Here is a 25772-nt window from a genome sequence, read left to right as displayed (position 1 = left end):
GCGAAAGCCGTGCAATCGGCGAGCACAAATCGAGCGCAGCATGCGCGCCCTGGTCAACACCAACCACGCCGCAGTGATCAATATCGACCCCAGCGGCTTGCAGGTGATGATCAACTGGAAGAACGGCAAGCAGGTCCTTTCAAAGCCAGTGGCTGACGCGCTCTGTGATGTCGCTCACCGCTGGACAATCTACATCGCAGGCATTTGCGTCCGCCAAGACGGCGCCCAGTACATCAAGTCAATCGACATCAGGCCGGACGGCGTGCACATGGCGGAAAGGCTCTCGGATGTCGTTGAGCATTTCTACGAAGAGGTGAAGGCCGACTGTAACCCGAACCACCGGATCGGCATGGGCTGGCTGGCGGTGCCCGGCGATACGCCGGTACCCGAGGCGCGATTGTCATCTCTGCTGGCCTCGGTCGGCGCATGGAACCAGGTGAAGGTAGCAGCGTGAGGCGTTTCCGCACCCAACAACGCAAACGACAGACCTGGCTGGCACTCCCAGCCAGCGGAATTGAAGAGGTAGGCCATGGACGAGGAACAGCAGCCGACGGCGGAAGCTATCAAGCAGCGCAAGAAACGAGAGAAAAAAGCTGCGGAGGACGCCAAGCGGGGAATCGGCCGGTTCACAGTTGAGGTCGCCGGCGTATTCATGGCCGACCTCAAGCGCTTGATGAAAGAGCACGGCTTCAACACCCAGCAGGAGGTGTATCAGAACCTTCTGCGTAATGTGATCGCCGCCGACTTCGAAACGGCGGCGCAGATGTTGCGCTGTGTCACGACACCTTTTGTAATCGATGAAAAGGTGTCACAGGAGTTTCGCAACGAAAGCCTTAGAATTTTGTACGATGCCCAGGGCGAACCTGAAGATGAGATTGTCGAGCCAGGAGCAGCGACATGACACCACAATTCGAAAGCCCAAACGGACTATGGCTGCGCCTAGGCTATACCGTGGAGCGAGGACACCGAGGCGTGCGCACCATTCGCCGGCCTGACGGTTCGGTGGTCGAGATCGATATCGAGCGCGGGCGCCATACCGGAGAAATCGAGGCTGCTTGCCTTGAACTGGCCCGCAAGCAGAGTCGACTCCTATAGCTCAAAGCGCCTGTTGCTCATCAGGTGGATCGAGTGCGAATCTCTACAGGGCTATCATCCGATCAACTACCTCACGCCCCCTGGCAAAAGCGGAATTTTCCGCTGTGTCAGCATCAGAATACTGCCCTTGGAGCGATTCACGGGTGCCCTTTACCTCTGAGCCCGACTCGAAAATCGCCAATTTTGCGACGTAGTGATGGAGTTGGCATTCCGGATCAAGCCGATTCGTTTTAACCGGCCCGAACACTTCGGTTCTGATTTCGTGGTCGAGGTAATCCTCGTAGTTCGTGCGCAAGGTTGGCTCGATGGACATACATGCTCCTAATACACCGGCGCAGCGCCGGCAATACAAAATAAGTGATGCAAACGGAACACCAAGCCGCTTCGGGCCAGTACCGCAACACGTCATAGCTTATGACTAGAGCTTCGTACGGAGATAGGCTTCCACCCCGGATAAACGTTGCTGGAACCGATCCCAGAACTCGTTGTTTTGGTCGCTTTCGTATAGCACGCCCCTGTGCTGTGTCCAGGCAATAGCATAGCGCTCTCTTGTTTCGGAGTCCTCCGCAGGGTTCATTGCCGATGTATACCGCCTAGCAACGTTCCACCACTCATCCTTCATCTTTACCAGCTCATTCACAAGGTCTTCAAGCTCTGCTCCCCAAAGCGCACGCGCCTCCAAAAGATAGGCGCGAACTGGCACTAGAGAGGCTTCAATGGATTTCAGCCTGGTTCGGTAGACGGCATAGGTGAAAGCAAAACGGTTGGATTCTTCCGCTAGGCTAGATACTTCAAAAGCATCATCTTCGCTTAGCTCATCCGAACTTAACCCGATGTCTCTGGCGGCGTTCAGTGTCGTTTCATACGTATAAATTGCAACCAGCAACTTTCGAGACAGCTCGTGGTTCGTGGTGCCTTGCAACTGTCGCTTCCACGTTTTAAGTCCAAGCCACCCAAAAATAATTGCTGCTGCGACAGCGACGAGGCTGGCTATTGAGCCTACAACTGCAGCGACATCCTTGGTTAGCCCCCATTGAACTTCCGTCAACGTCAAGCACAGATCCATATAGAGCCTCCCTTGAAACAGTGATGCTCTCTCATACCAACCCAAATTGCCACCACCGGTCACGGAGGGCGGCGCCTGCACTGGAGAAAACCATGTCCCAGCAGCACCAGATACTGGTTGGCGACTGCCTGGATCTGCTCCGGAAGATGCCGGACAACAGCGTCGACAGCATCGTGACAGACCCACCCTACGGCCTGTCCTTTATGGGCAAAAAATGGGATTACGACGTGCCAGCGGTTGAGGTTTGGGTCGAATGCCTACGCGTTCTCAAGCCTGGCGGGCACCTGCTGGCGTTCGCCGGTACCCGTACCCAGCACCGCATGGCGGTCCGCATCGAGGACGCCGGCTTCGAGATCCGCGACATGATCGCTTGGGTCTACGGGTCTGGTTTTCCGAAGTCGATGGATGTGAGCAAGGCGATCGACAAGGCGGCCGGGGCTGAGCGCGAGGTGATTGGCGTTGCGGCCGACTTCGCTCGAGACGGGGCGAAGCGAAAGACCGATGGATCACACGTCGAGCCGCACGAGCAGCAGGGCGGACACGGCTACAGCGATCGCTGGTCAGCTCCTGTCACGGCCGCTGCGACCGACGCTGCCAGGCAGTGGGATGGCTGGGGTACTGCCCTCAAGCCAGCGCTGGAACCCATCACCGTTGCCCGTAAGCCGCTGATCGGCACGGTCGCAGCCAATGTGCTCGCCCACGGCACTGGCGCGCTGAACATCGACGCGTGCCGTGTAGCAACTGAGGATGACACTGCTCGTGTCACAAACGGCGCAATCCGTGGTGGGAACTACGGCGCCGGCGGAACCGCTCAAGGCCCGGTTGGCGGCGGTCATGATGATGGCCGCTGGCCCGCCAACCTGATCCACGACGGCAGCGCCGAGGTTGTGGCGTTGTTCCCTGTCACCACCAGCGGTGGCGGACCAAAGCCTGGGACGCCGCGCACAAAGGCGAACACCTACGGCGATCCGACCGTGTCCGAATCGCACGCCTACGGAAGCACCACCGGCAATGCCTCGCGGTTCTTCTACGCGGCCAAGGCGAGCCGCAAGGACCGCAACGATGGCCTACCCACTGGCGACCAGAAGGCCGTCAGCACCAAAGCCACCATGCGCCAGGTCGAGGACGCCGACTGGTCTGCCCGCAACGGCAACCACCACCCCACGGTCAAGCCGACCGACCTGATGGCCTACCTGCTGCGCCTGGTGACCCCGGCCGGTGGCGTGGCCCTGGATCCGTTCATGGGCAGCGGCAGCACCGGCAAGGCAGCGATGCGCGAGGGCTTCCAGTTCATCGGCTGCGAGATCGACGAACAGTACGTCGCAATCGCCCGGGCACGCATTGAACACGAAATCACCCGCCAGCAAGCGCAGCGGGCCGAATCCGATCAGCTCGACTTGTTTGGTACCGCCCGGTAAATACTGCTAGCCCTCGAGAACCAACACGATATCGATTGCGTCGGTCGATCCTTCAGGGAGACTCTCCGGAATCGTTGAGACAACCCTAGCATCATGGATCCCCCCGCCAACAAGATCGATTGTTGCTTCCCCAGGCCCGGTTTCGTTCGACCCGAATCCATATTGTCCCGACTTCAGGCTAACGGTAAAAACACCATCACTCGATCTAACTAGATACAGCGGCGGGACCCTTTCGCTTTTCCTGTAGATCAAATGGCCTGAGCCGCGACTCACAAAAAGACTTTGTATTTCCTGGTGTGACGGCATTGCTGTCTCCCTGATCCGGCCCCATGCCGGGCCATCAACCAATAGCCCACAAACCCACTTCACGCCACCCTGGCGAGGCGAAGCCATGAACATTACCTACGGAAGCGTGTGCAGCGGCATCGAAGCTGCGACCGTGGCCTGGCATCCGCTGGGCATGAAAGCCGCCTGGCTCGCCGAGATTGAGCCCTTCCCTTCGGCGGTCCTGGCCTATCACTACCCCGACGTGCCGAACCACGGCGACATGACCTAGCTGGCCGCCCTGGTACTGGCCCGCAAGATCCCGGCGCCGGACATCCTGGTCGGCGGCACACCCTGCCAGGCGTTCAGCGTGGCCGGCATGCGCGAAGGCCTTGCCGACCCCCGTGGCGCCCTCACCATCAAATACGTGGAGCTCGCAGATGCAATTGACCATGTTCGCGCCATCGATCGAAAGCCCCCCGCCGTCACCGTCTGGGAAAATGTCCCTGGTGTCCTCTCCGACAAAGGCAACGCCTTCGGATGCTTTCTTGGCGCGCTTGCTGGGGAAGACAGCGAGCTGTTCCCTCCAGGGAAAAGGTGGGCGGACGCTGGTTGTGTGTATGGACCCAAAAGAACAATCGCATGGCGGATCCTGGACGCCCAATATTTCGGCCTGGCCCAACGACGCCGTCGTGTGTTCGTTGTCGCAAGTGCTCGAGCAGGGTTCGATCCCACAGAGGTACTTTTTGAGCGAGAAGGCGTGCGCCGGGATACTGCGCCGCGCCGAGGCCAGGGGCAGGACTCTCCCGCCGGCACTCTGCGAAGCACTGATGGCGGCAGCGATGCCGATAACGCAATAGCAGGTCATCTTCAGTCATTAGCTTTCGGCGGCGGCGCCAACTGTGAACAGACCGAGGTTGCAACAGCTCTCAGCGCACACCCAGGCGGCACACGCATGGATGCGGAAACCGAAACGTTTGTCGTAACTGCGCCGCTCACAACAAACCAGTACGGCGACCATGAGAGCCGGGAGAGTCTCCTGGTGGTCCACGGTACGCAAGATCCGTGTGTCAGCGACAAGCTCGCCTTCGCCCTAGGCCGAAACAACGGCCAGGAAAACGCAGTATGTGTGACCGGCGATATCACCCACACACTGAAAGCTGAAGGGTTTGATGCAAGCGAGGATGGAACGGGCCGTGGCCAGCCGATCGTTGCTTGCCGTGAGGTCGCTCAGACCCTGACCAGCAACTATGGAAAGCAGATCGACAACACGAACTCCTCTCTGGGCCCCAACGTTGTATCAGAAGTCAGTGCAGTTCGCCGACTGACTCCGCGCGAGTGCGAGCGCCTCCAGGGCTTTCCCGACGACTACACGCTGATCCCCTGGCGCGGCAAGCCCGCCAAAGATTGCCCGGACGGGCCACGCTACAAGGCAATCGGCAACAGCAAGGCTGTGCCCGTTGTGCGCTGGATCGGCCAGCGCATCCTCAAGCAGATCACACCCAACCCGTACGGATGATCACGTCGATCAATCGAATCACAGCAGCGGTCAGGTTTATCAAGTCAGGCAGTTTTTTCATACGGCGACGCCTCGGCATTTAGTCAGCAAATAAACGATGCGCTGACGGTAGTGCTCGATTGTCTATGCCCGCTTTGCTGCATTCCTCTTGTGGAAAATTCACCCACCCTCCACCGCCCGGGCCTGGCCCGGCAAGGACTCCCCATGATCACAGAAAACCGCAACCACCCAGACGATCGCCACGCCATCGAAAACTTGCACCAGTCACACGCCGAACGCTTTTCAGATCAGCTCATGGCGTTCCAGGACCAGGCATACGCCATGGGTATGAATCGCGGTGCGCTGCTGGCCAAAGGCGGTGTAACTCTGGCCGCTACCCGCGCCAAGCGGCTTTACCTGGCCGGTCCGATGACTGGCTTCGAAGACTTCAACTTCCCCGCCTTCAACAAGATGGCCGCCGATTTGCGCGCCCGGGGATACGTCGTGGAGAACCCTGCAGAGCACGGCGTCGTCGACGGTGCGGAGTGGGCCGACTACATGGCCTACGACCTGACCCGCCTCGGCCTGTGCGGTCAGGTCGCGGTGCTGCCCGGCTGGGAGAACTCGAAAGGCGCCCGGCTCGAAGTACACATTGCCCGCGAGCTCGGCATGCCGGTTGTGAATGCCCATGATCTGTTAGATCAATTACAGGGTGACAGTCAGTCAAGTTAATTGATTTGGAGGAATTATTTCCCAGAGTTTGTCCGAATTTAAAATATCAGTACTACCCCAGGAAAAAAATCTCTGGCTTTCCAATTGCCCCCTAATCCAACCATGATCTTTATTAAGTGTCACCTCAAATAGCAGAATGGTTAATTCATCTTTACTCATATTGCCGATGACGATTTGGAATGCATTTATTTTCAGCTGCTTCGACTGCGACGAAAAACAGATAAAACCAAGAAGATTAGTCGTCGCAGTTATATAAGTCCTGAGCCGTACATCTGGATACAAGCTCAATGAGCTGTAAGCTTGCGTGATGTAGCTAGAGGATGAATTCTGGGAAATATCGCTCAGCTTTGTTTTCATCTCACGTACCAAAACTGCGAAAGCTTCAAAACCCTCTACATTGCCAAGAGCGGGATCATTCCGCTTGTATCCTGCAAAAAGCTGCCTTTGCATGGAAAGCAACTGAAAAAGGCTCGAGTAAAATTGCTGCTCCGAATGATTCTCGCTTTGTGTTCTCAAAGTTATAAGAATGCCCAATACGGAAAGCATTGCGAGAGCTGGTCCTAAAACACCACCGATGTAAGTAGCGAAATCAATCCAATCTTTTCGCTCATTGGATAATGGTCCATGAAACTTAAAAAAATACAGTCCCAATGGCAGCATCACGATCGCAAAAATCACCAAGATATAATAAATATCTTTATTATTTTTAGGCTTCATGGGGAGTTCCGCTCACTAAAATATTCTTCAGAAATATGCAATAGAGTATAGGGCCAATAGCCCGGAAAGTGCTAATTCAATATGCATTTATCCCGCCTAGCATAGAAGGAGCCAGCGAACCTTGGGTGGAGTAAACCTGTACTCCACCCATTCTATAACCCCTTCCCCTATCAAGCCTGACCATGTGGCGGGATGGAGAGAGTCATGCCTGAAGAAACTGTTTTGATCCAGCCGTTACCGGTCGAGCGCGATGAGCTGGGGTTCTGGACTCACCCAGAGTGGCCGTCCACTGATGATGAATTGATTCCATATACATGGTTCACCGATCGGGGGCTTGAGGTGCGCGAACGCGACTTCGAAAACGACGCACCGGAAGAACTGCAAGAATCCTGGTTCGCGAATGGCATACCTGACTGCTCGGCCTGGCAGCCGACGCCTCCCGCCGGTGAAGGGTGGTTCATCTTCTCGATCCATGACGCCGACGATGGCCCGATCTGCGTGTGGGTTCGACACAAGGTGACACCATGAAGGTCCTTGATGCAGGGACTGGCATGCTGCCGCTGAGGCAACAGAAATACGGCGTTGAAGGCGAGATTTATCGTTGTCCGGTGCATGCCGGCAATGGGTGCAGCTCCTGCGGTGGCACCGGATATCGCGCAGTGTGCAACTCGACGGGCTGCCATGAATACGGCTGCACGGGCGGCTGCTCTCGGTCGTCAGAGGATTTCAGGCTACAGAAACTTCGCGAATCGAAGGTGACCCCATGATCCCCAAAGCCCTGGCCCTCAGCGCAATCCTGTGGGGCCTTCTCATCCTCTCTGCTGCATTAGTGATGTCATGAGCCAAACACCCAAACACTCAAGAACCCAGGAATACACGAAAGAAATTTTTGCCCCATGCAAGCGCTGCCGCGAGGCCGGAATCTATTGCCTCACTCCCAAAGACCCTTGTCACGTGAAAAAGGATAAGCAGCCATGATCCTCCCTCTGCTCTACATGGCCTGGCTGGTTTATCGAGGGCCCAGGCCATGAGCGAACTAAGCACCAAGGAATTTTACTCAGTCGAACAGGCTTCTCAGCACGCCGCCGACTGGTGCAAGCGCAACCCCGCATGGCGCCGGATCTGTGATATCCCAGATCACTCCGTGTTTTATAAAACCTACGACGAGATCCCAAAGCGCGAACGTGCCTACTGGGAAAAGAACGGCGGCGAAGAATGCTGGCGAGAATTCGGGACCGCTGGAAGCAAGGTGCCCACCGGTTTCATTTCTGGAAAAGGCGAGTTTTTCGACCACGTACTCAAGGTGCCTCTGCATCACAACATGATGATGGTTTTTCGCGTCGGCAGACGTTGGAAACCGTGACCAGCTAGCGGTAACCCATCCCCCACTCCCCCTACATGCCTGCCGGTAACGGCGGGCGAGGTAATCGTATGCCCGCAAGAAAGCTGTTCGAGATCCTGATGGGCCTGCTGGCCTACTTGCTAGTCACCTTGCTCTGGTTCGCCTACACGGTGCCTGAAATGCTCGGCCTCGGCACGGACGGAGCCCTGATCACTGCCGGCTTCGGGTCAATGGTCTGGCTCGCCGCCAGCGGCTGCATCGTCATCTACATCATTCAGAAAGCGCGACCGTAGCAGCCCGTCACAACTTCGCCGCTACGCGCGGCATGGAGCATCCCAATGAAAAAAGAGCTGATCAAGATCAGTGAGTTCCAGCGCCGGCGCTGGGGCGAGAACGGCACCCCACCGTGCCCCCAGGCGATCCGCAACTACATCCGCAACGGTCAAGTACCCGGCGAGCAGATCGGCAAACTCTGGTACGTTGATTGGACGGCATACAGCCGTGCGGAAGGCAATGACCTGGTGGCAATGGTGTTGAAAGGAGCTGCATGATGGTCCCACGGCCGCGCAACAAGGCGAACAAGAATCTTCCGCAGAACCTGTACTTCGACTCGCGGCGTTCCAGCTACCGCTACCGGCGGCCCACCGACGGTAAGTGGTTCCAGTTTGGTACCGATCGCATCAAGGCGATAGATGCAGCGAAGCAGCTGAACTTGGAATTCATGCGCGGGGCGGATCTGGTCGGCGCCGTCCTGGGCAAGTCTTCAGAGACTTTCGCGGCCTTCCTCGACATCTACGAGCGCGACGTCCTGCCGCCTCGCGAGCTGGCAAAAGGCACCCTTGGCCTGTACGCCGTCCACTTCCGGCGGTTTCGGAAACACTTTGAAGGCAAAGCCGTCGACCAGATTACGATTCGCATGATTGCGGAAATGTTGGACGCTCTCACCCCGCGCACGGCCAACCAGTGCAGGGCCCTGCTGATCGACATCTTCAACCATGCGGCAGCCAAAGGCCTGTGCCCGGACAACCCAGCGGCCAGCACCATCAACCGGATCGAGAAGAAGCAGCGTAGACGGCACACCGTAGAGGGGCTGAAAGCCATCCGTGAGAAGTCGCCGGCCTGGCTGCAGAACGCAATTGACCTGGCCCTGATCACGGCGCAGCGCCGCACAGACATCCTTAACATGCGATTCGATGGGGTTCGGGAGGGCTTTCTGTATGTGGTGCAGCAGAAAACGGCCAAGGCCAGCGACGCGGCCTGGATCCGGTTCAAGGTAACCGATGAGCTCCAGGCCGTAATCAGCCGATGCCGGGATGACATCGTTTCCCCTTACCTGGTTCACCGACGGCCTGATCGCAAGAAACAGAAGCAGGCGCAGACGAAGGATCACTGGACCCAGGTCGAGGAGCGATATTTGACGCGTGCATTCAAGGAAGCCAGGGAGGCGGCGAACTGCTACGCGGGATGGAAGGAAGAGGAAATGCCGGGCTTCCACGAAGTGCGAGCATTGTCGCTGCACCTGTATCAGAAAGCCGGAAAAGACGGTCAGAAGATCGCCGGCCACGCCAGCGAGACCATGACGAAGAACTACCAGAAAGACCACGCAGAAATCGTCTGGTCAGAGGCAATCCCTGACCTGAATATCAGCGAAATCACCGGGTAGTTTTGCGCAAGTTTTGCGCGGGTTTTGCGCAGGCACAAAAAAGCCGATCCATCTGATCGGCTTAAGTGTCTGATTTTACTCAGGAAATATGGTCGGGACGGAGTGATTCGAACACTCGACCCCTAGCACCCCATGCTAGTGCGCTACCGGACTGCGCTACGCCCCGACTAGGCGTGAATCTTGTTTCGCTTCTCAGCGGAACGCTCAGGAATATATCGCAAGCTTTTGAAAACTGGAAGTATTTAAAAGCAGAAATTTTATTTCTTGAGCACCACCAGCACATCTTCAAGCTCGGCGATCATCTGGCGGATCATTTGTTTGTACTGGGTGGTGTCGTCTTTGGCCTCGTCACCCGACAAGCGCAGGCGTGCGCCGCCGATGGTGAAGCCCTGGTCATAGAGCAGCGCGCGGATCTGCCGGATCATCAGCACGTCCTGTCGCTGATAGTACCGGCGGTTTCCGCGGCGCTTGACCGGGTTGAGCTGAGGAAACTCCTGCTCCCAATAGCGCAGCACGTGCGGTTTTACCGCACACAGCTCGCTGACTTCACCGATGGTGAAGTAGCGTTTGCCTGGGATGACGGGTAGCTCGTCGTTATGACTTGGTTCCAGCATAAGCCTCAACTCGGGCCTTCAACTTCTGCCCTGGACGAAAGGTGACCACACGGCGAGCCGTGATCGGGATTTCTTCTCCCGTTTTTGGATTGCGGCCAGGCCGCTGGCGTTTGTCCCGCAGGTCAAAATTGCCGAAACCGGACAACTTGACCTGTTCGTTGTCTTCCAGAGCGTGCCTGATTTCTTCGAAAAACAGTTCAACCAGTTCTTTGGCTTCCCGTTTATTCAGGCCCAGCTCCTCATACAGACGTTCCGCCATCTCAGCTTTCGTCAGAGCCCCCATACGTCACTTCCTTAACGTGGCGTTCAACCTGGTTTCGAGCGAGGTGAGGATGTTTTGCGTTGCGGTATTCACCTCATCGTCGTTAAGAGTGCGCGATGGATGCTGCCAGGTCAAGCCGACTGCAAGGCTTTTTCTATGCGGATCAATGCCTTTACCCTGATACACGTCAAATAGCCTGAGGTCCGTCAGCCACTCGCCTGCATTTTCACGAATTACGTCCAATACAGCACTGGCCGCCACTTCGCGATCAGCCAGCAAGGCCAGGTCACGACGTACTTCAGGAAAGCGCGATAACTCCTGGAATTTCGGCATTTTCCCCAGTGCGACTTCGGCCAGGATCAGCTCGAAGACGAACACCGGCCGATCGAGGCCCAGGGTTTTCGACAGTTCAGGGTGAATGGCGCCGACATAACCGACTTCACGCCCATCCCGCTCGATGCGCGCAGTCTGCCCCGGGTGCAGGGCCGGATGCTTGCCCGGCACGAAAGTGAACGCGTCGAGCGCACCGGCGAAACCGAGGACCGCTTCCACGTCAGCCTTGACGTCGAAGAAGTCGACGCCGTCGCGACCTTGCGCCCAACCTTCCGGCAGGCGGCTGCCGCAGACGACACCGGCCAGCATCGGCTCCTGCTTCAAGCCGTCCAACTGACCGACAAAGCGCAGGCCGCTTTCGAACAGGCGCACGCGATCCTGTTGGCGGTTCAGGTTGTGCTGCAGCGACTTGACCAGACCCGGCCACAATGACGAGCGCATGGCCGCCATGTCGTTGGAGATCGGATTGGCCAGCAACAGCGGCTCGACGCCGGGACTGAACAGCTCGAATTGGCGCGGATCGATGAAGCTGTAGGTGATCGCTTCCTGGTACCCACGGGCCACCAGCAGGCGCCGCAGTTCCGGCAGGCCGCTACGGGCTTCAGCCTTGGCCTGCGGGGCCAGGCGGGCTTGCGGGTAGCGGACCGGCAGACGGTTGTAGCCGTACAGGCGGGCCAGCTCTTCGATCAGGTCGACTTCCAGGCTGATATCGAAGCGGTGGCTGGGCACCTCCACACGCCACTGCCCTGCTCCGTCGGCGCTGATGCCCAGGCCGAGGCCACTGAGCAGACGCTCGACTTCGCTGGCGTCCATGTCCATGCCCAGCATCTGGGAAATGCGCTGGGCACGCAGGGTGACCGGAGCGATCTTGGGCAGGTGCTGTTCGCTGACGGTTTCAATGATCGGGCCGGCTTCGCCGCCTGTGATCTCCAGCAGCAGGCCAGTGGCGCGCTCCATGGCTTCACGGGCCAGTTGCCAGTCCACGCCACGCTCGTAACGGTGCGAGGCATCGGTGTGCAGGCCGTAGGAACGCGCCTTGCCAGCGACCGCAATCTGGTCGAAGAACGCACTCTCAAGGAACACATCACGGGTCGTCGTGGAGACACCGCTGTGCTCGCCACCCATCACGCCGGCAATCGCCAGGGCGCGGGAATGGTCGGCAATCACCAGGGTATCGCTGCGCAGGGACACTTCCTGGCCATCCAGCAATACCAGTTTCTCGCCCTCTTCAGCCATGCGGACACGGATGCCGCCATTGATTTCGGCGAGATCGAACGCATGCAGCGGTTGACCCAGCTCCAGCATCACGTAGTTGGTGATGTCGACGGCGGCGTCGATGCTGCGCACGTCGGCGCGGCGCAGGCGCTCGACCATCCACAGCGGCGTCGGCTTGGACAGATCGACGTTACGGATCACACGACCCAGGTAACGCGGGCATGCCGAGGGAGCCAGCACTTCGACCGAACGCACTTCATCGTGCACACCCGGCACGGGCGCGACCACCGGACGTGTCACCGCCGTGGCGTACAGCGCGCCGACTTCACGGGCCAGGCCGGCCAGGGACAGGCAGTCCCCACGGTTCGGCGTCAGGTCGACCTCGATGCTCGCATCGTCCAGGCTCAGGTATTCACGGATGTCCTGGCCGACCGGCGCATCGACTGCCAGCTCCATCAGGCCATCGTTGCCTTCGCCGATCTGCAGCTCGGCCTGGGAGCACAACATACCGTTGGACTCGACGCCGCGCAGCTTGGCTTTCTTGATCTTGAAGTCGCCCGGCAGCTCGGCACCGATCATGGCGAACGGGATCTTCAGGCCCGGGCGCACGTTTGGCGCGCCGCAGACGACCTGGAAGGTCTCCGCGCCATTGCTGACCTGGCAGACCCGCAGCTTGTCAGCGTCCGGATGCTGCTCGGTGCTCAGCACCTCGCCCACCACCACACCGCTGAACGCGCCGGCAACCGGCGCTACGCTATCGACCTCAAGGCCGGCCATCGACAGGCGAGCAACCAGCTCGTCCCGGCTAACCTGCGGGCTTACCCAGCCGCGCAGCCATTGTTCACTGAATTTCATCCTGCTCTCCTAATAGATTCGTTACGGGCCCGCGACCTAGCGAAATTGCGCAAGGAACCGCAAGTCGTTGTCGAAGAACAGGCGCAAGTCATTCACACCGTAACGCAGCATGGCCAGACGTTCGACGCCCATGCCGAAAGCAAAACCCGAGAATTCTTCCGGATCGATCCCGGACATGCGCAGCACGTTCGGATGAACCATGCCGCAGCCCATGACTTCCAGCCAGCCCGTCTGCTTGCAGACACGGCAGCCTTTGCCACTGCACATCACGCATTCCATATCGACTTCGGCGGATGGCTCGGTGAACGGGAAGTACGAAGGGCGGAAACGTACCGCCAGCTCTTTTTCGAAGAACACCCGCAGGAACTCTTCGATGGTGCCTTTGAGGTCGGCGAAATTGATGTCGCGATCTACCAGCAGGCCTTCGACCTGGTGGAACATCGGCGAGTGGGTGATATCGGAGTCGCTGCGATACACACGGCCCGGGCAGACGATGCGGATTGGCGGACGTTGCGACTCCATGGTGCGGACCTGTACCGGCGAGGTATGGGTGCGCAACAGCATGTTCGCATTGAAATAGAAGGTGTCATGCATCGACCGGGCCGGGTGGTGGCCTGGGATGTTGAGCGCTTCGAAGTTGTGGTAGTCGTCTTCGACCTCGGGGCCTTCGGCAATGCCGTAGCCGATATGGGTGAAGAACTGCTCGATGCGTTCCAGGGTCCGGGTTACCGGATGCAGGCCGCCGGAGGTCTGGCCACGGCCAGGCAGGGTCACGTCGATGGACTCGGCGGCGAGCTTGGCAGCCAGGTCGGCCTCCTCGAACAACGCCTTGCGCGCATTGAGGACTTCTGTGACACGTTCCTTGGCGACGTTGATCAGCGCACCGACTTGCGGACGCTCTTCGGCCGGCAGGTTCCCCAGGGTCTTCATCACCTGAGTCAACTCGCCCTTCTTACCAAGGTAGTGAACCCGGATTTGCTCCAGGGCATTGATATCTTCAGCGCTTTGCACAGCCTCTAGTGCTTGAGAGACCAGCGCATCCAGGTTTTCCATGTACAGACTCCAGATACAAAATAGGGGAAGAGCTTTAAGGCTCTTCCCCTATTTATGACGTTTAACACCCAGGCCCACAGAGGTGGACCCCGGTGACTGCCGGGGGTACTTAAGCCAAGGTGGCTTTAGCTTTCTCGACAATCGCAGCAAACGCCGCTTTTTCGTTCACTGCCAGATCAGCCAGAACCTTACGGTCGATCTCGATGGACGCCTTTTTCAGGCCAGCGATCAAACGGCTGTAGGACAGACCGTTGGTACGAGCACCAGCATTGATACGAGCAATCCACAGAGCGCGGAACTGACGTTTTTTCTGACGACGGTCACGGTAGGCGTATTGGCCTGCCTTGATTACGGCTTGCTTGGCAACACGGAATACGCGGGAACGCGCACCGTAGTAGCCTTTAGCAAGTTTCATAATTTTCTTGTGACGCTTACGGGCAATGACGCCACGCTTTACACGAGCCATGAGTTACTTCCTCTATTCTTGATCCAAAAATTAACGAAGGCGCAGCATGCGCTCGACTTTTGCCACGTCAGACGGATGCAGCAAGCTGCTACCGCGCAGTTGACGCTTACGCTTGGTCGACATTTTGGTCAGGATGTGGCTCTTGAAAGCGTGCTTGTGCTTGATACCGTTAGCAGTTTTCAGAAACCGCTTAGCAGCACCACTCTTGGTTTTCATCTTTGGCATGTTCGGATACTCCGCATTCAGTTGATAAACATAATCGCAAGGCCTGCCGTGCCCTGGTGATTACTTCTTCTTTTTCGGGGCGATGACCATGATCAGCTGGCGTCCTTCCATCTTAGGATGCTGTTCGACCGAACCGTACTCGAGCAGGTCTTGTTCAACCCGCTTGAGGAGTTCCATCCCCAGCTCCTGGTGGGCCATCTCACGGCCGCGGAATCGCAAGGATACCTTGGCCCTGTCCCCGTCACTCAGGAAACGTACCAGGTTGCGCAGTTTTACCTGGTAATCCCCTTCCTCCGTCCCTGGACGAAACTTGATTTCTTTTACCTGAATCTGCTTCTGGTTCTTCTTCGCCGCGGCAATCTGCTTCTTCTTCTCGAAGATCGACTTGCCGTAGTCCATCACCCGACATACCGGTGGGACTGCGTCTGCGGAAATTTCTACCAGATCAAGCTTGGCTTCTTCAGCAATTCGAAGCGCTTCATCAATCGAGACGATGCCAATCTGCTCGCCGTCAGCGCCAATTAACCGAACCTCGCGTGCCGAGATATTCTCGTTGATCGGGGCTTTCGGTGCAGCTCGTTTATCTTGTCTCATATCACGCTTAATAATAATTACTCCGAATCTGGGCGACCACGCCGGGAAACCGCTTGCGCGAGAAACTCGGCGAATTGGGCGACGGGCATCGAGCCCAGGTCAGCACCTTCACGAGTACGCACAGCGACAGTCTGCATCTCGACCTCCCGATCTCCGATAACCAAGAGAAAGGGAACCTTGAGCAAAGTATGCTCGCGGATTTTAAAGCCGATCTTTTCATTTCTCAAGTCAGACTTGGCACGAAATCCGCTTTGGTTGAGAGTTTTTTCGACCTCGGCGGCAAAATCTGCCTGTTTATCAGTGATATTCATGATCACTGCCTGGGTCGGCGCCAGCCACGCTGGGAACGCGCCCTCGTAGTGCTCGATCAGAATCCCGACGAAACGCTCGAAGGAACCGAGGATCGCGCGGTGAAGCATGACCGGGTGCTTGCGACTGTTGTCTTCGGACACGTATTCGGCGCCCAGACGGATCGGCAGGTTGAAATCGAGCTGCAAGGTACCACATTGCCACACGCGACCGAGGCAATCTTTCAGCGAGAATTCGATCTTCGGACCGTAGAAGGCCCCCTCGCCCGGCTGAAGCTCGTACGCAAGGCCCGCGCTGTCGAGGGCTGCGGCCAGTGCCGCCTCGGCGCGATCCCACAATTCGTCGGAGCCGACGCGTTTTTCCGGACGAGTGGACAGCTTCATCTCGACTTCGGTGAAGCCGAAGTCACGGTAGACGTCCATCGTCAGCTTGATGAACGCGGCGGATTCGGCCTGCATCTGCTCTTCGGTGCAGAAGATGTGCGCGTCGTCCTGGGTGAAGGCGCGCACGCGCATGATGCCGTGCAAGGCACCCGATGGCTCGTTGCGGTGGCAGGCACCGAACTCGGCCAGGCGCATCGGCAGCTCGCGGTAGCTTTTGAGCCCCTGGTTGAACACCTGCACGTGGCAAGGGCAGTTCATCGGCTTGATCGCGTAGTCGCGGTTTTCCGACTGGGTGGTGAACATGTTGTCGGCGTAGTTGGCCCAGTGCCCGGATTTTTCCCACAGGCTGCGGTCCACCACTTGCGGCGTCTTGATCTCCAGGTAGCCGTTTTCACGCTGGACCTGGCGCATGTACTGTTCGAGCACCTGGTACAGGGTCCAGCCGTTCGGGTGCCAGAACACCATGCCCGGCGACTCTTCCTGGGTGTGAAACAGGCCCAGGCGCTTGCCGATCTTGCGGTGGTCGCGTTTCTCGGCTTCCTCGATGCGCTGGATGTAGGCTGCCAGTTGCTTCTTGTCGGCCCAGGCCGTGCCATAGACGCGCTGCAATTGCTCGTTCTTGGCATCGCCACGCCAGTAGGCGCCGGACAGCTTGGTCAGCTTGAAGGATTTCAGGAAGCGGGTATTGGGCACGTGCGGGCCACGGCACATGTCGACGTATTCTTCGTGGTAGTACAGGCCCATGGCCTGCTCGTCCGGCATGTCTTCCACCAGACGCAGCTTATAGTCCTCGCCACGGGCCTTGAACACTTCGATGACTTCGGCGCGCGGCGTGACCTTCTTGATGACGTCGTAATCTTTCTCGATCAGCTGCTGCATGCGCTGTTCGATGGCGGCCATGTCTTCCGGCGTGAAGGGACGCTCGAAGGCGATGTCGTAATAGAAGCCTTCGTCGATGACCGGCCCGATGACCATCTTCGCGCTCGGGTACAGCTGCTTGACCGCATGACCGACCAGGTGCGCGCAAGAGTGGCGAATGATCTCCAGCCCCTCTTCATCCTTGGGCGTGATGATTTGCAGCGTAGCGTCGCTGTCGATGACGTCACTGGCGTCGACCAGCTTGCCGTTGACCTTGCCGGCCAGTGTGGCCTTGGCCAGGCCCGCACCGATGGATGCGGCGACCTCGGCTACGGAAACCGGGTGGTCGAATGAACGTTGACTGCCGTCGGGAAGAGTAATAGTTGGCATGGCGCCTCCTCTCCTAGTGGTGACCCCTACCAAAGGTCACGTGGGTTGGGATGAGCCAGTACAAGATCCAGTCCAGGCCATTCAATGACGAACGCCTGCCTTACAGCGGCAGGAGCCTTGCGGCCAACCGTGGAAACCGAACCAGAGTGACTGGGATTCAAATCAGGGTTAAATCGAACATTTGCCGCCACCGGGACCCGTGGTCATCCGGGGCCTTGAAAATACCCGAGCCCGGCATGCTAGCACAGATGAACGGTCATCGCCGCGCTCGAATCGCCGCCAGCGTAAATCCACGGTTTTTATGCCACAGTGCTGAACTGAAACGAGCCCAACGCCTCAGATAACAAGACATTGACCCAAAAGGAGCATCTTCGCATGCGTCTGAATACCTTGCTCGCAGCCGTCGCCCCCCTTGTCCTGCTGCTTCCGCTGTCCGCCCATGCCGACTGGCCCAAGGGCGAGCGCGACAAATACATGGCCCAGTGCACCCAAGCGGCTACACCACAGATCGGAGAAGCGGCGGCCAAATCCCATTGTGCGTGCGGCGCCGATGCGATCAAGTCCTACCCGGCCGCCGATATCCAGGCCCTGATGGACAACAAGGCACCCGAGGCCCTGCAACGCAAAGCCCTCGGTGAAATCGCCAAATGCAAGGCCCAGGCTCCGGCGAAAAAGTGAGCCAGGCAGGCTTTTGAGGTGACCCTGAATCGATAAAACCTGCCGAATCAGCCTTTTTTCCGACGATTAACGCAGGTTTTACAGCTTTTTTTATCGCCTTTACTTTCCGCTGACAGCCTTTAAAACCGGGGCTTCCAGCGTGTTCAGACGGTAAAGAAAACACGACTGATTGGCAAACAGCGCCTGCGGGGGGCTCCCAAATCGAACATTTCGACTATGATACCCAGGTGTGCCCAGTTGGCCTGAGCAGCACAGTACACTGAAAATATATGTTTCTTGGAGATACACCATGTCTAATCGCCAAACCGGCACCGTTAAATGGTTCAACGATGAAAAAGGCTTCGGCTTCATCACTCCTACAGGTGGCGGTGACGACCTGTTCGTACACTTCAAAGCTATCGAAAGCGACGGTTTCAAGAGCCTGAAAGAAGGCCAAACCGTTTCCTTCGTGGCTGAGAAAGGCCAAAAGGGTATGCAAGCTGCACAGGTTCGCGGAGAGTAATTTCTCGGCGCGCTAAAAAACCCCGTCCATGTGACGGGGTTTTTTATGGGCGGCGGTAAACCTTACGCTTAGCCGCAGTTGACTCGATTGACCACCAGCTTGGCATCGGTCGTGAGGTTCAGCCGATCGGAACGGTACTCGAGCGTCACCATGTCATTGGGCTTGAGGATGCGAGCGTTCTGCGCCCCGGCGCGCGTACGGGCCTGCTCCAGCAATTGCGGCGAGGCCTGCTTGCCAATGGCGAATTCAGCGCCCTTGGCGTCGCAGCGGCCGTTACCGGCTTCGGTGGCCACTGGATCGGGGGTCGACTCGGATGTGCTGCTGCAACCGCTCAAGAGCGCAACGACCAGCGCAGTACTCAATGACGCAAGCTTCCAAGGCATGAAGCCTCCTTTCTTGATAAATAAACAGAGAACGTGCGACAGCCTAAACGGCGCTTTGGTTTCAACACCGGCCCTATCAGCCTGCCACCTGCGAAAACCGGCAGTTTGCCTGAGGCCAACGCCCCGTTCAGCGCTCAATCGTGACTGAATATGAACGCCGCTCAGTAAACGTCGATGTAATCGAAGGGTGGATTCGGCCAGTTGTCTTTCAGCGCGTTATAGATCTGCATCACCCAGACCTCATCGCTGGCGGCGACCCACCCCACGTAGCCGGAACCTTTCGCCCAGGTCTCGAGGCGGAACAGCAAGCCACCGATATCGGTGCCACCGACCACACCCGACGACAGGTAGGCGATGCCCTCCCGGGTCACACGCAGCTGGGTATGCTCATCATCGCTGGCTGAGGCAAGCAATTGGCGAACCGCCTCCAAGGTCAGGCCGCCTGGCGCGTTCAAATCGATCTGCACTGCAGCTCTCCCTGAAAGAATCAAAGGCCAAGTGTCGCACAGCCCTCCCCTGATGCCTAAGTCGCAGTGCCAAACCCCGGGCAAAAATGTTTAACTCAGCCCACAGCCCTCCAACGCGCGAGCATCACCATGAGCACCCTCAGCATCGAAGCCACCATCAAGGCCAAATGGTCGGAGGGCCACAGTTCCTATAGCCCGAGCAGCCCGGAAGAGCTGGCGATCATCGGCATAGAACTGTTGGTGAAGGAGTTGGGAACGGAAGTCGCCCGCGGCTTTATCCAGCAGGCATTCGAGCGCTATCCGAGCCTGATCGATGCGGTGGATTGAGGCGACATGAACAACCCGTGGGAGCCGAACGGGCCCCACAGGTCTGTTGCTTGAGACCGCTTACTTGAGCCGCGCCAGGCGCTCGGTCAGTAAGTCGAAGAAGCCCTGGGCATCACCGTTCTCGACCCAGAAGGCGTTCTTCGGCGCTTTCAGGCCATCGTACCAATCGACGATGGTCTGGCCGAACGTCGGGCCCTCGCGACTGTCGACCACGACATTGACCGAACGACCAGTGAACAGTTGTGGCTTGAGCAGGTAGGCAATCACCGTCGCATCATGCACAGGGCCACCAGTCAGGCCATAGTGCTCCATGTCGCCCTTGATGTATTCGTTGAGGATGTCGCCGACCAGTTTGCTGGCATTGTTGTTGACCGCCGCGATCTGCTTCAGGCGCGCTTCGCTGGTGAGCATCTTGTGGGTCACATCCAGCGGCAGGTACGTCAGTTTCACCCCGCTCTTGGCCACCACTTCGGCCGCTTGGGGATCGGCGAACAGGTTGAACTCAGCCACCGGCGTGATGTTGCCGCCGTTGAAGTGCGCGCCGCCCATGATCACCACTTCCTTGATGCCCTGGACAATGTCGGGCTCCTGGACCAGCGCCAACGCTAGGTTGGTCTGCGGACCGAGCATGGCAATGGTGATGCTATGGGGTTTGGCGGCCTTGAGGGTGTCGATCAAGTAGTTGACGGCGTTGCCCTTGGCCAGGCCTTTCTTCGGCTCGTGCACGGTGACGCCCGACAGGCCTTCCTTGCCATGGATATTCTCGGCGTAGATCGGCGTACGCATCAGCGGCTTCGGCGCCCCGGCATAGACCGGCACCTCTTCGCGCCCTGCCCATTCCCGCGCCAGGCGAGCGTTGCGCGAGGTCTTGTCCAGGCGCACATTGCCGGCGACGGTGGTCAGGGCGCGGATGTTCAGTTCCTCCGGCGAAGCCAGGGCGAACAACAGCGCCACCACGTCATCGGCGCCAGGATCGGTGTCGATGATCAAGTCGATTTTTTCCGCCGCGTGGGCGCTCGTAGCGGTGATCAGGGACAAAAGCAGCAGGCTCCGGAACAGGTGATGCATTTTCTGAGCATAGCGGTGCATGGCGCACTCCTTGTGCAAGGCTGAAAGAACTCGACAACGACGGGTTAGAACGTGACCCCGGCGATCAGCACGATGTTGCAGTACGGAGAGCATTCTCCTGTGCGAATGATCGCCCGAGCCTGTCGGCTAAGAATCTTGAACTGCTCGTGGCTGACCATCGTCCGCGTGCCCAGCGCACCCTCGGCCTGCAGGGCATCCAGTGTCGTCAGGGCCGCGGGTTGCTTCTCGAGGATTTCTTCGGCCAGGACATGGCTTTCCACCTGCATCTCACTGAGCACCACTTTCAGGGTGCTGACAAAATCAGGAATGCCATGGGTCAACGCCAGGTCGATCAACTCGACGCCTGGCGGCACCGGCAGGCCGGCATCGCCGATCACCACTTTGTCGCCATGACCCAGCGAAGCGATCAGTCGCGACAGTGCCACATTCAACAACGGAGTCTTTTTCATGCCTTGAACGCCTGTACTTCCTGCAAGGTGGGGATAGAGGGCTGCGCGCCCGCGCGGGTGACCGACAGCGCGGCGGCAACCTGGCCGAAACGAATCGCCTCGACCTCGCTTTTGCCGCTCGCCAGGGCGGCGGCGAAACCACCGACAAAGGTATCGCCTGCCGCCGTGGTGTCCACTGCCTTGACCCGCGGCGCCGGGAAATGCTCGAAGCTGCTGCCGTTGGCGAACATCAGGCCCTGGCCCCCCAGGGTCACGATCACCTTGCCGGCGCCCGCACTCATCAACTGCGTCGCGGCGGCTTCGGCGGTGTCCAGGGAGTCCACCGCCAACCCGCTGAGGACCGCGGCTTCGCTTTCATTGGGGATGAGGTAATCAACGTAGCCGTACCAGTGCGCCGGCAACGCATGGGACGCCGGTGCCGGGTTGAGAATGACGATTTTGCCCAGTTCGCGGCCACGCTTGAGGGCGTGCCCCACGGTGGCGTCCGGCACTTCGAGCTGGCAGATGATCACATCGGCGCCTTGCAGCACCTCATCGACGCTGTCCAGCACGGCGGGAGTCAGCGCACCGTTGGCACCGGCCACGATCACGATCGCATTCTGGCTGTTGTCATCGACCACGATCAGGGCCACGCCACTGGAGCCTTCCACGACACCGACCGCCTGGCAATCGATCCCCTCGTCCAGCAGTGCTCCACGCAATTGCTGGCCGTAGGCATCGCTGCCCACGCACCCGACCATGGCCACCTGCGCGCCCAGGCGCGCGGCCGCCACCGCTTGGTTGGCGCCCTTGCCGCCGGGGATGGTGGAGAACGACTGGCCGATCAGCGTTTCACCGCCACGGGGCAGGCGCGGTGCCCGGGTGACCAGGTCCATGTTCAGGCTGCCTATTACCACTACTTTTGCTGGCATACATCAGTACTCATCAATTCGGTTCAGCGGTATTGGGCGAATGTGCCGGACAGCGGCGCAGTCGACTCTCGCAAGACAATGCTGGGCGTCACGATCCGCTGGTCAGTGGCGAGGCCCGGCGTCGCGATGCGGCGCAGCAGCACCTCGGCGGCCATTTCGCCCAGTTGCAGGATCGACTGCCCGACCGTGGTCAACGCCGGGTAGACGTAGCGGCTCATCTGGATGTCATCGAAACCGATCACCGACAATTCGCTGGGCACGCGCACGTTGCGCTCAGCGGCGGCGCGCAGCACGCCGATGCCGATCATGTCGTTGGCCGCGAAGATCGCGCTGGGCGGCTGCCGGTCAAGCAGTTCGGCGGCGGCACGGTAGCCACCGGTGCTGGTGAAATCGCTTTCAAGCATGTGTTCGACCGGCCGTTCGATCCCCGCCTCTTCCAGCGCCCGGCAGTAACCCGCCAGGCGCATCTGCGCCACACTGGTGTCGGCCGGCCCGCCGATGAAGGCGATGTCCCGATGGCCCAGCTCCAGCAGGTGGCGGGTCGCCAGGTACGCGCCGAACTCATGATCGATGCGCACCAGGTCGGCGTCGATGCCGTCGAGCCCACGGTCGACGATCACCATGGGTGTGCGCACCCCGGTCAAGCCTTCGACCAGGCCAACATCGCCGCCGGCCGAGGCGACGATCAGGCCGTCAATGCGTTTTTCCAACAACACCCGCAGGTAACTGCGCTGCTTGTCCGGGTTGTCGTCGGAGTTGCACAGGATCACGCAGTAACCGTTGCGCTCACAGTAGTCCTCGATGCCCCGGGCCAGTTCGGCGAAGTAAGGGTTGAGGCTATTGGGCACCAGCAGGCCGATGGTCGCGGTGGTCTTGGCCTTGAGCGAACGGGCCACCGCGCTGGGCACATAGTCCAGGCGCTCGATGGCCGCCTCGACCTTGCGCCGCACCTCCTCACTGACCGGCCGCGTCTTGTTCACCACGTGGGACACGGTCGTGTAGGAGATCCCCGCGAGCGCCGCCACATCCTTGATCGTTGCCATGGTTCAGCCTCGCCGACTGGCGCGATGGCTGCGGTAGGTATCGAGCACGACCGCCACCACGATCACCGCACCGGTGATGATGCGCTTGGTCGGCTCGGTGGCGCCGATCTGCGCCAGGCCTGCCGCGAGCACCGAGATGATCAGCACGCCGAAGAAGGTGCTGATGACCGAGCCACGCCCGCCCATCAGACTGGTGCCGCCGATCACCACCGCCGCGATCACCTGCAATTCGAGCCCGGAACCGGCGTTCGGGTCTGCGGCTTCCAGGCGCGAAATCTGGAACAGCGCCGCAACACCCGCAAGCAGGCCCATGAGGCTGAACACCAGGATCTTGTAGGGCTTTGGATTGATGCCCGCCAGGCGCACGGCCTCTTCGTTGGTGCCGATGCCGATCAGGTAGCGACCGAACACCGTGCGGGTCAACACGGCCTGGGCAATGAAGATCACCAGCAAGGCGATGATGAAGGAAGGGGAAATGCCGAAGGCAATCGGGTTGGACAGCCAGGCGAAGGAATCGCCGATGTAGGCGGTTCGCGAGCCGGTCATCTGGTACGCCAGGCCCCGGGCCATTTCCAGCACGCCGAGGGAGACGATGAACGACGGGATCCGCCATGCCACGGTAATCGAGCCGGTGACCGTGCCCGCCAGCGCCGCCACGGCCATGCCGAGCAAGGCCGACGGCCAGACGCTCCAGCCCCAGCCGAGGACGGCCACGCTGACGGTCGAGGCCGCCAGCGCCAGCACCGACCCCACCGACAGGTCGATGCCGCCGATGATCAAAATGAACGTCATGCCGACCGCCAGCACCATGAGGTCGGGAATCTGGTTGGCCAGGGTACTGAAGGTGTCGTACGACAGGAAATGGCTGCTCAGGGTCGAGAACAGCGCGACCATCGCCAGCAACGCGCCGGCCAGGCCCAGGTAAGTGCCCAGGCCATAGAAGTTGCCACTCGATTTACCGACGGCGGATACGGTTTTCATGAGAGTTCCCTAGGCGCTGCCTCGTTGAGCAACGCATCACGTTTCTGGTAGCCGGCGAACGCGGCCGCCAGCAAGTCATCCTGGGTCCAGCTGTCGCGCTCGAAGGTGTCGATCAGGCGCCCGGCGGAGAGCACGCCGATCCGGTCGCAGATCAGCATCAGCTCGCGCAGGTCACTGGACACCACGACCAGCGCCTTGCCCTGGCGAGTCAGTTCACCGAGCAACGCATAAATGTCGAACTTGGCGCCGACGTCGATGCCACGGGTTGGCTCGTCGAACAGCAGCACCGAACAGTCGCGTTCGAGCCAGCGGCCGATCACCACCTTCTGTTGATTGCCGCCCGACAGCTCGGACACCAATTGCGTAGGGCTGGAACTGCGGATGCGCATGGCATCGATCTGCCGCCGCGCAAGGCCCAGCTCTGCATCGCCATTGACGACGCCGGCACTGGAAATCTCCGGCATGTTGCCCAGCGCGATGTTGGCGGCGATGGATTGAGTCAGCAGCAGGCCTTCGCCCTTGCGGTCTTCGGTGATCAGCGCGATACCGTGGGCCACCGCATCGGCCGGGGAGCGAATGCTCACCGCCTTGGCTGGCGAACCCAGCGCCACGCTGCCGCTGTCGGCGATATCGGCACCGAAGATCAACCGCAACAGCTCGGTACGCCCGGCCCCGATCAGGCCGGAGATGCCGAAGATCTCGCCGCTGCGCACTTCGAAGGACACATCGCGGACTTTGTCGGAACGGGTCAGGCCCTTGACCGTCAGTGCCGGCGCACCGATCTGGCGGGGGCCCAGGTCGATATGCTCGCCCAGCTCCCGGCCGACCATCAGGGTCACCAGTTGCTCACTGTTGTAGTTGGCCATCGGCTCGACGCAGACCAGGTTGCCGTCACGCAACACCGCGATGCGCTGGGCCACCCGTGCCAGTTCTTCGAGGCGATGGGAAATGTAGATGATCGACACGCCCCGAGCCTGCAGGCGGGTGATCTGTTCGAACAGCATCTCGACTTCCCGCGCCGTCAGCATGGCGGTCGGCTCGTCGAGAATCAGCACACGGCAATCGCCGATCAGGTTGCGGGCGATCTCGACCATCTGCTGGTGGCCGATGCCCAACTCACCCACCGGCGTGTCCGGATCGATCGCGTCGAGACCCACTTGGGCCATGGCCTCGATGGCTGCCTTGCGCAATTGCTTGCGGCTGATCCAGCCACCGCAACTGGGCAAATTGTCGAGAAACAGGTTCTCCGCCACGGAAAGGGTCGGCAGCAGGTTGAGCTCCTGCATCACCATGCGTACGCCCAACTCTTCCGCCTGGGTACGGCTGCCGGGACGATAGTCCTGCCCCAGAAATTGCATCTGCCCGGTCGTCGGCGTCACCAGCCCGCCGATGATCTTGGACAAGGTGCTTTTGCCGGCGCCATTTTCACCGGTCAGCGCCAACACTTCCCCGCGCATCAACGTCAGGTCGATGCCGGTCAGTACTGGCTGGGCATAGGTTTTACCGATGCCGCTGACAGACAGGACAGCGTTCGGGTCAAAAACGGACATAAAGACTCTCCATGCGCTCGCCCGGATGGGCGAGCACCGC

32 protein-coding genes, 1 tRNA gene and 1 pseudogene are annotated in these 25772 nt (G+C 59.3%); 14 read left to right on the top strand and 20 right to left on the bottom strand.

What is annotated here, in order from left to right:
- Positions 1–40: 40 nt before the first annotated feature.
- The 3 genes from V5F23_RS09610 (at position 41) to V5F23_RS09600 (ending at position 1095) form a co-directional block, all read left to right on the top strand.
- The gene (locus V5F23_RS09610; protein ID WP_338498186.1) at positions 41–454 is read left to right on the top strand and encodes a hypothetical protein; all 414 of its coding nucleotides are present in this window, start codon (positions 41–43) and stop codon (positions 452–454) included.
- 75 nt (positions 455–529) lie between these two features.
- Complete coding sequence (locus V5F23_RS09605; protein ID WP_338498185.1) at positions 530–901, top strand: hypothetical protein; 372 nt, start codon at positions 530–532, stop codon at positions 899–901.
- The gene (locus V5F23_RS09600) at positions 898–1095 is read left to right on the top strand and encodes a hypothetical protein (protein WP_338498183.1); all 198 of its coding nucleotides are present in this window, start codon (positions 898–900) and stop codon (positions 1093–1095) included. The genes V5F23_RS09605 and V5F23_RS09600 overlap by 4 nt, the downstream gene beginning before the upstream one ends.
- 43 nt (positions 1096–1138) lie before the next feature.
- Here V5F23_RS09600 and V5F23_RS09595 read toward each other — a convergent pair whose 3' ends face one another.
- Together V5F23_RS09595 and V5F23_RS09590 are read right to left on the bottom strand one after the other, a co-directional pair.
- Positions 1139–1408, bottom strand: coding sequence for a hypothetical protein (locus V5F23_RS09595; RefSeq protein ID WP_338498182.1), 270 nt, complete (start codon positions 1406–1408; stop codon positions 1139–1141).
- A gap of 105 nt (positions 1409–1513) precedes the next feature.
- Complete coding sequence (locus tag V5F23_RS09590) at positions 1514–2161, bottom strand: hypothetical protein (protein WP_338498180.1); 648 nt, start codon at positions 2159–2161, stop codon at positions 1514–1516.
- A 92-nt stretch (positions 2162–2253) separates the two neighbouring features.
- On the opposite strand from V5F23_RS09590, the gene V5F23_RS09585 reads away from it, so the two are divergent.
- From V5F23_RS09585 to V5F23_RS09575, 3 genes and pseudogenes are all read left to right on the top strand, one after another.
- Positions 2254–3579 carry a DNA methyltransferase gene (locus tag V5F23_RS09585; protein ID WP_338498178.1) on the top strand — a complete coding sequence of 442 codons (1326 nt, stop codon included), beginning with the start codon at positions 2254–2256 and terminating at the stop codon, positions 3577–3579.
- Positions 3580–3970: 391 nt separating this feature from the next.
- Positions 3971–5362 (top strand): annotated as a pseudogene (locus tag V5F23_RS09580) (DNA cytosine methyltransferase).
- Positions 5363–5566: 204 nt separating this feature from the next.
- Positions 5567–6073: a DUF4406 domain-containing protein gene (locus tag V5F23_RS09575; protein ID WP_338498176.1), complete on the top strand. Its 507-nt coding sequence runs from the start codon at positions 5567–5569 to the stop codon at positions 6071–6073.
- Here the strand turns inward: V5F23_RS09575 and V5F23_RS09570 are convergent.
- Positions 6065–6790, bottom strand: coding sequence for a hypothetical protein (locus V5F23_RS09570; RefSeq protein ID WP_338498173.1), 726 nt, complete (start codon positions 6788–6790; stop codon positions 6065–6067). The two genes, V5F23_RS09575 and V5F23_RS09570, sit on opposite strands and share 9 nt — an antisense overlap.
- A gap of 204 nt (positions 6791–6994) precedes the next feature.
- Here V5F23_RS09570 and V5F23_RS09565 point away from each other — a divergent pair, with 204 nt between their 5' ends.
- The 5 genes from V5F23_RS09565 (at position 6995) to V5F23_RS09545 (ending at position 9795) form a co-directional block, all read left to right on the top strand.
- Complete coding sequence (locus V5F23_RS09565; RefSeq protein WP_338498171.1) at positions 6995–7318, top strand: hypothetical protein; 324 nt, start codon at positions 6995–6997, stop codon at positions 7316–7318.
- 499 nt (positions 7319–7817) lie between these two features.
- The gene (locus V5F23_RS09560; RefSeq protein WP_338498168.1) at positions 7818–8153 is read left to right on the top strand and encodes a hypothetical protein; all 336 of its coding nucleotides are present in this window, start codon (positions 7818–7820) and stop codon (positions 8151–8153) included.
- Positions 8154–8221: 68 nt separating this feature from the next.
- Positions 8222–8425, top strand: a complete 204-nt coding sequence (locus V5F23_RS09555) for a hypothetical protein (protein WP_338498165.1) — start codon at positions 8222–8224, stop codon at positions 8423–8425.
- 45 nt (positions 8426–8470) lie between these two features.
- Positions 8471–8683, top strand: coding sequence for a hypothetical protein (locus V5F23_RS09550; RefSeq protein WP_053151185.1), 213 nt, complete (start codon positions 8471–8473; stop codon positions 8681–8683).
- Entirely contained in the window at positions 8683–9795 is a 1113-nt protein-coding gene (locus V5F23_RS09545; RefSeq protein WP_123578678.1) for a phage integrase Arm DNA-binding domain-containing protein, read from the top strand. Before V5F23_RS09550 ends, V5F23_RS09545 begins: the two co-directional genes overlap by 1 nt.
- Before the next feature lie 89 nt (positions 9796–9884).
- Here V5F23_RS09545 and V5F23_RS09540 read toward each other — a convergent pair.
- From V5F23_RS09540 to thrS, 9 genes are all read right to left on the bottom strand, one after another.
- Positions 9885–9961, bottom strand: a tRNA-Pro gene (locus V5F23_RS09540).
- Between the two features lie 91 nt (positions 9962–10052).
- Positions 10053–10409 carry a MerR family transcriptional regulator gene (locus tag V5F23_RS09535; RefSeq protein WP_003179985.1) on the bottom strand — a complete coding sequence of 119 codons (357 nt, stop codon included), beginning with the start codon at positions 10407–10409 and terminating at the stop codon, positions 10053–10055.
- Entirely contained in the window at positions 10390–10692 is a 303-nt protein-coding gene (gene ihfA, locus V5F23_RS09530) for an integration host factor subunit alpha (protein WP_002553164.1), read from the bottom strand. Before ihfA ends, V5F23_RS09535 begins: the two co-directional genes overlap by 20 nt.
- A 3-nt stretch (positions 10693–10695) precedes the next feature.
- Positions 10696–13074 (bottom strand): phenylalanine--tRNA ligase subunit beta, encoded by a 2379-nt coding sequence (pheT, locus tag V5F23_RS09525; RefSeq protein ID WP_042730073.1) that lies wholly within the window; start codon positions 13072–13074, stop codon positions 10696–10698.
- A 36-nt stretch (positions 13075–13110) separates the two neighbouring features.
- Positions 13111–14127: a phenylalanine--tRNA ligase subunit alpha gene (gene pheS, locus V5F23_RS09520; protein WP_042730072.1), complete on the bottom strand. Its 1017-nt coding sequence runs from the start codon at positions 14125–14127 to the stop codon at positions 13111–13113.
- Between the two features lie 109 nt (positions 14128–14236).
- A complete protein-coding gene (rplT, locus tag V5F23_RS09515) occupies positions 14237–14593 on the bottom strand; it encodes a 50S ribosomal protein L20 (RefSeq protein WP_024779372.1) in 357 nt (118 codons plus the stop codon).
- 30 nt (positions 14594–14623) lie between these two features.
- Positions 14624–14818 (bottom strand): 50S ribosomal protein L35, encoded by a 195-nt coding sequence (gene rpmI / locus V5F23_RS09510; protein ID WP_002553160.1) that lies wholly within the window; start codon positions 14816–14818, stop codon positions 14624–14626.
- Between the two features lie 60 nt (positions 14819–14878).
- Positions 14879–15430, bottom strand: coding sequence for a translation initiation factor IF-3 (infC, locus tag V5F23_RS09505; protein WP_172679675.1), 552 nt, complete (start codon positions 15428–15430; stop codon positions 14879–14881).
- On the bottom strand, positions 15430–17352 hold the full coding sequence (gene thrS / locus V5F23_RS09500; RefSeq protein WP_042730071.1) for a threonine--tRNA ligase: 1923 nt from the start codon (positions 17350–17352) through the stop codon (positions 15430–15432). Before thrS ends, infC begins: the two co-directional genes overlap by 1 nt.
- Before the next feature lie 375 nt (positions 17353–17727).
- Here thrS and V5F23_RS09495 point away from each other — a divergent pair, with 375 nt between their 5' ends.
- Positions 17728–18030 (top strand): hypothetical protein, encoded by a 303-nt coding sequence (locus V5F23_RS09495; RefSeq protein ID WP_042730070.1) that lies wholly within the window; start codon positions 17728–17730, stop codon positions 18028–18030.
- Positions 18031–18319: 289 nt separating this feature from the next.
- Positions 18320–18532, top strand: coding sequence for a cold-shock protein (locus tag V5F23_RS09490; protein WP_003192493.1), 213 nt, complete (start codon positions 18320–18322; stop codon positions 18530–18532).
- Between the two features lie 68 nt (positions 18533–18600).
- On the opposite strand, the gene V5F23_RS09485 is transcribed toward V5F23_RS09490, so the two are convergent.
- Both V5F23_RS09485 and V5F23_RS09480 read right to left on the bottom strand, forming a co-directional pair.
- The gene (locus tag V5F23_RS09485) at positions 18601–18915 is read right to left on the bottom strand and encodes an I78 family peptidase inhibitor (protein ID WP_042730069.1); all 315 of its coding nucleotides are present in this window, start codon (positions 18913–18915) and stop codon (positions 18601–18603) included.
- A 161-nt stretch (positions 18916–19076) separates the two neighbouring features.
- Positions 19077–19382: a hypothetical protein gene (locus V5F23_RS09480; RefSeq protein ID WP_042730068.1), complete on the bottom strand. Its 306-nt coding sequence runs from the start codon at positions 19380–19382 to the stop codon at positions 19077–19079.
- A gap of 129 nt (positions 19383–19511) precedes the next feature.
- On the opposite strand from V5F23_RS09480, the gene V5F23_RS09475 reads away from it, so the two are divergent.
- On the top strand, positions 19512–19709 hold the full coding sequence (locus V5F23_RS09475; RefSeq protein WP_042730067.1) for a hypothetical protein: 198 nt from the start codon (positions 19512–19514) through the stop codon (positions 19707–19709).
- 60 nt (positions 19710–19769) lie between these two features.
- On the opposite strand, the gene V5F23_RS09470 is transcribed toward V5F23_RS09475, so the two are convergent.
- Genes V5F23_RS09470 through V5F23_RS09445 form a run of 6 tightly spaced genes read right to left on the bottom strand, consistent with a single transcriptional unit; the run spans position 19770 to position 25732 of the window.
- Positions 19770–20798 (bottom strand): nucleoside hydrolase, encoded by a 1029-nt coding sequence (locus V5F23_RS09470; protein WP_047737254.1) that lies wholly within the window; start codon positions 20796–20798, stop codon positions 19770–19772.
- Between the two features lie 44 nt (positions 20799–20842).
- Positions 20843–21247 carry a D-ribose pyranase gene (gene rbsD, locus V5F23_RS09465; protein WP_042730065.1) on the bottom strand — a complete coding sequence of 135 codons (405 nt, stop codon included), beginning with the start codon at positions 21245–21247 and terminating at the stop codon, positions 20843–20845.
- Complete coding sequence (gene rbsK, locus V5F23_RS09460) at positions 21244–22158, bottom strand: ribokinase (protein ID WP_338498161.1); 915 nt, start codon at positions 22156–22158, stop codon at positions 21244–21246. Before rbsK ends, rbsD begins: the two co-directional genes overlap by 4 nt.
- A 23-nt stretch (positions 22159–22181) precedes the next feature.
- On the bottom strand, positions 22182–23201 hold the full coding sequence (locus tag V5F23_RS09455) for a LacI family DNA-binding transcriptional regulator (protein WP_042730063.1): 1020 nt from the start codon (positions 23199–23201) through the stop codon (positions 22182–22184).
- 3 nt (positions 23202–23204) lie between these two features.
- On the bottom strand, positions 23205–24182 hold the full coding sequence (locus V5F23_RS09450) for an ABC transporter permease (RefSeq protein ID WP_042730062.1): 978 nt from the start codon (positions 24180–24182) through the stop codon (positions 23205–23207).
- Positions 24179–25732, bottom strand: a complete 1554-nt coding sequence (locus V5F23_RS09445; protein ID WP_338498158.1) for a sugar ABC transporter ATP-binding protein — start codon at positions 25730–25732, stop codon at positions 24179–24181. The genes V5F23_RS09450 and V5F23_RS09445 overlap by 4 nt, the downstream gene beginning before the upstream one ends.
- Between the last annotated feature and the right edge of the window lie 40 nt (positions 25733–25772).

The organism is Pseudomonas sp. WP18 (assembly GCF_036689585.1).
Lineage (GTDB): Bacteria > Pseudomonadota > Gammaproteobacteria > Pseudomonadales > Pseudomonadaceae > Aquipseudomonas > Aquipseudomonas chlororaphis_E.
This window is presented reverse-complemented; position numbering and strand designations above follow the sequence as displayed.